Consider the following 7,423-nt stretch of genomic DNA (forward strand, 5'->3'; position numbering starts at 1 on the left):
CCCCCAGCGTGGGGGCTGAGCGCCGCGAATCGATCTGCAACGTGAGGGTTCTGCGGTCGCCCGCGGCCTCATCCGTGACCACCGTCACGCTCGGCGCCTCTAGCTCCGCGACGGGGGCCTCCCCCGTGCTGCGGGCGCTCGTGCCCCACCACGGGGCGACATCGGCCAGTACGCGGCGGTCTCCGTCCAGCAGCTCGGCGCTCCACTCGCTCACCGGCGCCCGCCGGCTCGACCACAGCGCGGCGCCCGCGTCGGTGTCGATGGCGTATTCCACACTCTCCTGGCGGGGCAAGGTCGCACCCTCCCCATTAGCCACAAGCCCTCCGGCGGCGAGCGCTGCGACAACCACGACGACGGATGCTGCGCCAACGGCGGCCCGCAGCGGTCGGGCCCTCTCCCCGGTCTGCGATGTCGCCGGGCGAATTTCCGCCACCACTGGCAGCGCCATCAGCAGCACAATCGCCACGAACAATGCGGCGACGGGCCCGCCCAGCGGCAGCCCCAGCTCGGAGGCCGACACCGCCACCGGAACGATCAGCGCGAATGCGGGCAGCGCGCCCAGCGCGAGCACGGCAACCCGCCACGAGGCAAATCTGGCCGGAAGCAGCTGTGCGACGACCATCGCCACGGCGGCGAACAGGGCGGGGAATGCCACGACGGATGCGGCCCCGGGCAATGCGACCGCGAGCGCTACGCCCACAACCGTCACCGCCACCAGCGCGCCCGTGACCAGGGCTGCCTGCCCGAGCATCCGCCGGAGGAGAAGGAAAGGCCCGACTACGGCGCCCACCGTGAGCACGGCTATCGCGGCCAGATATGGCCACGCAACATAGGGCTCGCCGACGCTCGCCGATGCCTGCCCCGGGTCGATGGCCAGGGCAGCCGCCCACAGGGCGTAGGCGCCACCTGCCGCCAGCGCCACCGACACCAGCGCGACAACAATGCCGATGAGCGTTCTGGGCACGGTCAGCTCGCGACGACGCCGACCGATTACGGCTGCGGCAATGGCCGCGCCAAGCCCGGCGATCGCGAACGGCAGCTCGAGGGCGAGCGGAAACCTCAATAGCCCCCAGGGCACGGTCGCGACAATGGTGTCCTGGCCCTCCTGCAGTGCAGCCAGGTCGGCATCCTGGAGTTCGCGGGTGAGAGCCAGCGTGGACTGCCCCATCTGCTGCAGAGATGCGCGACTCAGATTCTCGGGGCTGTCGAGCGGCGAGTGATAGAGCGCCCCACCGCCGACGATCGCGCTGTCGGTGCCGAGCAGACCACCCTCGGAGAAGCGACTGAAATCGGTGTCGTTGCTCATGAGGCCGAACACCGTCTCCATCGCAGAGTTCGCAACGACTCCGCCCGCGGCCGAGGTGTAAGCCGTGATGGGTCCGTTGGGGCTCGACGTACGGAATGTCAGTGGCGAGCCTGCGGTGCCTCGTGCCTCGAGATTGACGACAACGACCGGCTGCACGAGGGATGCTGAATCGTCGCGCGTGAACGCCTCAGCACCCAGCAGCCCGGATTCCTCGCCGTCGGTGAAGAGGATGATGAGGTCGTTGGTCGGAGTCTCATCGCCGAGAGCGCGCGCGGACTCCATGATCGAGCCGATGCCGATGCCGTCGTCACCGGCACCGAGCGAACCGTTGACGGAGTCGTAGTGGGCGGCGAGAACGAGGGTTCCGGTCGGGTCGCTGCCCTCTCGCGTCGCCACGATGTTCTGAACGAACGCGATGCCCTGCGTGCGCCCCGGTCTCGTCTCCGAAACTCCGGTGCGCTCCTGCACCTCGACCTCCAACCCCAGGGCCTCCAGCTCGCCCACGAGGTAGTCGCGGGCCTCGGCGTGGGCTGGGGAGCCAATCGGGCGCGTCTCCTGCGAGATCGCCTCGATGTGCTCCATGGCGCGGGTGGCGCTGAAATCGCCAGCCGCCGCATCCTCACCGAGCGGTGCCGCAGGAGCCTGCGCGAGGGTGCATCCGATCGCGACAGCGACGAGTGCCGCAATGGCCACCGGCGCTCCCCATCGACGAGCGCGGGAAGGGCGGAGGGCATCGATGCTCATGCGCCGAGCCTAGGGGCGGGGCGGGGTTGGCTGCTACCCAGCGCTAGCTCCACCGAGACTGCGCAAATGGTCGTCTATTCGGGTCTAAGGCGACAATTTGCGCAGTCTCGAAGGAGCAAGGAAGCCCGTTGGTCGACTTCGACGCAGTCGCTGTCCGCACAACCCCCGGCAACCTTGTAAGAGCCGCCGGTCGGATGTGCTGAAGAAGGAAGCCCGATTCAATGAAAGGGCCCGTGGTAGCTGAGGCGGGGCACGATCCCGCGACCTCACGATTATGAGTCGTGCGCTCTAACCAACTGAGCTACTCAGCCACGGCATCCAATAAAAATAAAGGATGACCGAGCCCCCTGTGGGAATCGGACCCACTGCCTCTTCCTTACCAAGGAAGTGCTCTACCAATGAGCTAAGGGGGCGTTGCTTCTGCATGCAGAAGCCGCGCCCGTTTCAGGCAACCCGACAAGAATAACATTTCCCACGGGCCCTCATGAACACGGCGTCACACCCGGGTGTGGCGGGCGGGCGGCACCACGCGAGACGGGCGTCGCCGCAGCCGCGTCACTGAATGCAGAACTCGTTGCCTTCTGGGTCGTGCATCACATAGTGGCGTTCGGCAAACGGTCCCCACGCCTCTTCGTGAAAGGCCACCTGGCGAGCACCGAGGCCAACGATGCGGTCGCGCTCGGCATCGAGCTCTTCTGGGGTCGGCCGGCGCCCCGGGGTCGCGTTGATGTCGAGGTGCACACGATTCTTGACCGTCTTCGTCTCGGGCACGCGCTGAAAGTACAGTCGCTGTCCCACCCCGGTGGGGTCTTCTGCAATGCTGCGCGCGTCGAGATCATCCTGGGTGCCGCCACCCGCGAGAACAGCTTCTGCCAGCTCTGCCGGGTATTCGGCGCGGGGGTACCCGAGCACGTCTGACCAAAAGTGTGAGAGTTCGCGCGGGTTTGCGCAGTCAAAAGTGATGTTGCCGATCTTGCCCGTCATCGTCGCCCCTTTCGTCGCGCAGGCGGCTCCGCCCGCCGTGGCGCCGAGGATACCCCCGAGAGCTTCGGATGGCGTAGGCGGCTCCATGGGGCCAACTACCGGCAGTAGCGAGGTACCGACCGCAGCGAACGACCAACCGTAGCGACCTACTTAACGGCTCCCGCGGTCAACCCACCGACGATGTACTTCTGCAAGAAGAGGAACAGGATCGTGACGGGCAGCGCCGCGATGATCGCTCCGGCCGAGAAGGCTCCCCAGTCCGCATAGTTCGGGTTTGAGATGAGCTTGTAGAGCCCGACCGCGAGGGTCTGCTTCTCGGGGTCGATGAGCACGATGCTCGCGACCACGAACTCGTTGGTCGTCGTAATGAACGAGAGCAGGCCAACGACCGCGAGAATCGGAGCAACGAGCCGCAGGATGATCGTGAAAAAGATGCGGGCATGGCTCGCCCCGTCGATCTTGGCCGCCTCGTCGATGTCCTTGGGCACCGTGTTGAAGAACCCATACATGAGGTAGGTATTCACGCCGAGCGCCCCGCCGAGGTACACCATGATCACGCCGATGTGGGTGTTGATGCCGATCGCGGGGAACCAGTCGCTGATCGTGTTCATGAGGAGGAAGATCGCCACGACGGCGAGCAGCTGGGGGAACATCTGAACGAGCACAATCGTCATGAGCCCGAATCGGCGACCTGCGAACCGCATCCGTGAGAACGAGTAGGCGGCGAGGGCCCCCATAAACACCGTGAGCACTGCGGTGACGAAGGCGATGACCATCGTGTTGATGAACCACGCGCCGAACGGTTGCGAGGGGTCGTTGAACAGCCGCTCGTAGGCCCCAAAACCGATGTTGGAGAACAGGGCATTCGACCCGGTGAGCGAACCGATCGGGTTGAGGGATGCCGACAGCACATAGAGCAGCGGAAACAGCGAGAAGACGATGAGCACAAGGCCGACGAGGTGTCGCCAGCCGGTCGCGCGGAACCACCGGCCGAAGGAGAACGTGCGCTTGGTCGGGACTGTGGCGCCCGAGCGGGTCGTTACTGCGCTCATTAGTTCAGGTCCTCCAGCATCTTGGTCTTTCTGAAGCTCACAACCGCGATCACCGCGACCAGGATGAAGATGATGATCGTGAAGGCACTCGCGAGGCCGTAGTCACGGAACTGGCCCGTGAACGCAACCTTGTAGACCATCGAGATCAGGATGTCGGTCGCCCCCACATTGATGCCGGCGCTCGTATCGCGAGGCCCACCCCCCGTGAGCATGTAGATGAGGTTGAAGTTGTTGAAGTTAAAGGCGAACGACGAGATGAGGATGGGCGCCATCGTCACGAGCACGAGGGGCAGCTTGATGAGCCTGAACACCTGCCAGGGCTTAGCCCCGTCCACCGTGGCGGCTTCGACGACGTCATCAGAGATGGCCTGCAGCGCGCCCGTCGCAACGAGGAACATGTACGGGAATCCGAGCCACAGGTTCACGACGAGGATGCTGATCTTGGCCAGAACCGGATCGGTAAGCCAGGGGATGTCGGCCCCGCCGAACAGCACCTCGTTGACGAACCCGAACCGCTCGTTGAGCATGCCGGCCCACACCAGGGCCGAAAGGAACGCGGGGAACGCGTACGGCAGGATCATGATGATGCGGTAGAACTTGCGTCCCTTCATGCGCTTGTCGTTGAAGACGATCGCGAGGAACATGCCGAGGAGGAAGGTCGACGCCACCGACAGCAGCGCGAACATGATCGTCCAGATCGTCACGTTAATGAGGGGCCCGCGGATGCTCTCCTCGCCGAAAGCGCGCGCGAAGTTGTCGAAACCTACCGTGATGCGCCAGCCCGGAAGCAACTCCTCGCCGCTCTCAGAGGTGAACGCGCCCGTGCCGATATCGCTGTAGACGACGCCCGTTTCGGCATCCGTCATCGTGTCGGCCTGCTCGTCGTAGATCAGGCTTGAGAGGTAGATGTTGGCCGAGCTACCGTCGCCCGTGCGCAGCACCCCGTCGTTCGGGTCGTCTGAGACGGGCACCTCAAGGTCGAAGACTTCGCCTTGCCGCTGGAGAACATCCTGAAAGCTGAGCGAGGTGTATCCGGGCACCGAGACGGCGACATTGCCGTCCATTTCCGCGTTGTCGACCTCGGTGAGGGGCGAGGTGGCGGTGCCGACGCTCACCTCTCCGTCGGGATCGGTGACGAGCAGACCGAGGCCCTCGAGGTTCTCAACAACGGTTACCCGGTAGGTAACGGAGTCGGGCACCCGCTCGCGGGCCGAGCTCATGAGCGCCTGAACGGCCTGGTCCTTGTCGGAGTTGTGGCCCGTGCCGTAGTTGGTAAAGCCGATGTAACCCGTATAGGCGATTACGAAGACTTGAAAGATGAGGAGAAAGATCAGGCCAGGAGTGAGGTACTTGGCCGGGATAACACGGTGTGAAAAGTAGATCCAGTTCACGACGAGCGTGACCACCGCGACGATTGCCGCGACCAGCCACTCGTCCTTGAGCACGAGCACGAAAAGCGCATAAACCGCGATGGCATCGACGATGCCCAAAAGCACGATCTTGAGCAGGATGATCTTGAGACCGCCGGAGGCCGCCTCGGCCAGGCGCGCAGCCTTCTTTTGCCTGGGGCTAACCACGACCTCGGGGTCGGTGTTTGTTGGTGTCATCTCGCAGCCTTCGTCCGCCGTGATGGTGGGGGTGCCCCGCGATGCGGGACACCCCCGTGTCTATCTGTCTCAGCGACTACTTGTCGAGAGCTGCCTGGATGTCGGCGACGAGCTTCTCCCACGTGGTGGTGGGGTCGTCACCGTTGAGGATTGCACCCTCTGCCTGGCCCCAGAACTCCCACACGGCACCCATTGCGGGGCTGGCGGGCATCGGGACGGCCTCGGCGCCGACGGCACGGAAGCCCGCGACGATCGGGTCAGAGGAGGCGTATTCGGCCGATTCGGTGAGGGCGGGGAGCACGTTGCCCGAGTCGAACAGCGCGTTCTGAACCTCAACGGTGCCGAGGTAGTTAACGAGGAAGTCGTTAGCAGCGACCTTGTTCTTGCTCTGCTCGTTCAGCAGGAATCCCTTAACACCAGCGAAAGGCTGGGCGGCCTCGGGGCCCGGCGTGGGGATCACGTCGACGGCAACGTTGATGCCCGCCTCCATGGCCGCGCCGACGTTCCACGGGCCCGTAAGCCAGAAGGCTGCCGCGCCGCTCGTGAACTGCTCCTTGGCGATGTCACCCGTGAGCTCGGTGTCGATTACGCCCGTGCCATTCTTGCCCTGGGTTGCAAGCCAGTCGGCGAATGCGTATCCGCCGTCGCTGCCGATCTGCAGGTCGCTCGTGTCGTATCCCTCATCGTCGCTGCCGAAGACGGGAGCACCGAACGAGGTCTGGAACGGGTAGAGGTGGTACGGGTTGGCGAGGCCCTGGCCGTCGGACTCAACCACGAAGGTGCCAGCGGCGATCATCTCGTCGTAGGTGGCGACGGGGTTCGGCACGAGGTCGACGTTGCGCAGAAGCGCGATGTTCTCGACTCCGTAGGGCAGCAGGTACTGCTGGCCTTCATACGTTGCTGCCTCGTAGGCAACCTCGAGGAACTCGTCCTGCTTGTCGGCCAGCTCGATGGGGGCAACGATGCCGTTGCTCACGAGCTCGCCCAGCCAGTCGTGGGCGCCCATGACGATGTCGGGGCCCTTGCCGGTCGGAGCCTGCTGCGTGAAGTCGTCCTTGATGTCGGCGTTGGCCTTGGAGACGAGATCCACGGTGATGCCGGTCTTCTCCTTGTAGGAGGCCGCGACGCCCTTGAGCGCGTCGACGCGCTCGGCGTCAACCCACACGGTGAGCTTGGTCGTGTCGCCGCTGTCGTCGGCGCCTGAGCCACCCGAGCAGCCCACGAGGCCGAGAACGGCAGTCGTGGCGATTGCCCCGGCCGCGAGGATGCTGCGCGATTTCACCGTCATTGGTGTCACCTTTCCTGTGTGTGATCGCCGCGCTGCTGACCGAGCCCACCGTGAGGTGAGGTGCCAGCGTGCTGTGCGGGCTTTCGTTGTGATGTGTGAACTTGCAGGAGACTGCAAACGCTTTCATTGTCACCCATCAATGTTCATTTGCCAATAATGAACAAGATCCGTTCCCAAATCGCAATGATGCAAGCGCTTTCACAATCCAGCCGGGTCAGTTAGTCTGTCGCCCATGCGCCCTGAAACTGCCGACGACAACCGCACCCCCGCCCCGGAGTGGTGGCGCTCCGCCGTGATCTACCAGATCTACCCGCGGTCATTCGCCGACGCATCGGGCGACGGCATCGGCGACCTCCCCGGAATCACCGAGCGCCTCGACTCGCTCGCCGAACTCGGAGTCGACGCCATCTGGCTGTCGCCGTTCTACACGTCACCGCAAAAA

6 protein-coding genes and 2 tRNA genes are annotated in these 7,423 nt (G+C 64.5%); 1 reads left to right on the forward strand and 7 read right to left on the reverse strand.

The window, feature by feature from the left end; translation table 11 throughout:
• The 7 genes from AC062T_RS01315 to AC062T_RS01345 form a co-directional block, all read right to left on the reverse strand.
• The coding region (locus tag AC062T_RS01315; protein WP_476026676.1) for a M28 family peptidase at nt 1-2,050 on the reverse strand (2,050 nt) is incomplete at its 3' end.
• A 234-nt stretch (nt 2,051-2,284) separates the two neighbouring features.
• A tRNA-Met gene (locus tag AC062T_RS01320) sits at nt 2,285-2,361 on the reverse strand.
• 30 nt (nt 2,362-2,391) lie between these two features.
• A tRNA-Thr gene (locus AC062T_RS01325) sits at nt 2,392-2,463 on the reverse strand.
• Between the two features lie 142 nt (nt 2,464-2,605).
• Nucleotides 2,606-3,034 carry a VOC family protein gene (locus AC062T_RS01330; protein ID WP_476026678.1) on the reverse strand — a complete coding sequence of 143 codons (429 nt, stop codon included), beginning with the start codon at nt 3,032-3,034 and terminating at the stop codon, nt 2,606-2,608.
• 146 nt (nt 3,035-3,180) lie between these two features.
• The gene (locus tag AC062T_RS01335; RefSeq protein ID WP_108997860.1) at nt 3,181-4,086 is read right to left on the reverse strand and encodes a sugar ABC transporter permease; all 906 of its coding nucleotides are present in this window, start codon (nt 4,084-4,086) and stop codon (nt 3,181-3,183) included.
• Nucleotides 4,086-5,693, reverse strand: coding sequence for an ABC transporter permease subunit (locus AC062T_RS01340; RefSeq protein ID WP_476026680.1), 1,608 nt, complete (start codon nt 5,691-5,693; stop codon nt 4,086-4,088). The genes AC062T_RS01335 and AC062T_RS01340 overlap by 1 nt, the downstream gene beginning before the upstream one ends.
• Nucleotides 5,694-5,769: 76 nt before the next feature.
• A complete protein-coding gene (locus AC062T_RS01345) occupies nt 5,770-6,981 on the reverse strand; it encodes a sugar ABC transporter substrate-binding protein (RefSeq protein WP_476026682.1) in 1,212 nt (403 codons plus the stop codon).
• 232 nt (nt 6,982-7,213) lie between these two features.
• On the opposite strand from AC062T_RS01345, the gene AC062T_RS01350 reads away from it, so the two are divergent.
• The coding region (locus AC062T_RS01350; RefSeq protein ID WP_476026684.1) for an alpha-amylase family glycosyl hydrolase at nt 7,214-7,423 on the forward strand (210 nt) is incomplete at its 3' end.

The organism is Homoserinimonas sp., from assembly GCF_056262345.1.

Excerpts from the sequence above, each read along its gene's own strand:
- AC062T_RS01330 (WP_476026678.1), bottom strand. The coding sequence starts at position 3,034 with ATGACGGGCAAGATCGGCAACATCACTTTTGACTGCGCAAACCCGCGC.
- AC062T_RS01335 (WP_108997860.1), bottom strand. The coding sequence starts at position 4,086 with ATGAGCGCAGTAACGACCCGCTCGGGCGCCACAGTCCCGACCAAGCGC.
- AC062T_RS01340 (WP_476026680.1), bottom strand. The coding sequence starts at position 5,693 with ATGACACCAACAAACACCGACCCCGAGGTCGTGGTTAGCCCCAGGCAA.
- AC062T_RS01345 (WP_476026682.1), bottom strand. The coding sequence starts at position 6,981 with ATGACGGTGAAATCGCGCAGCATCCTCGCGGCCGGGGCAATCGCCACG.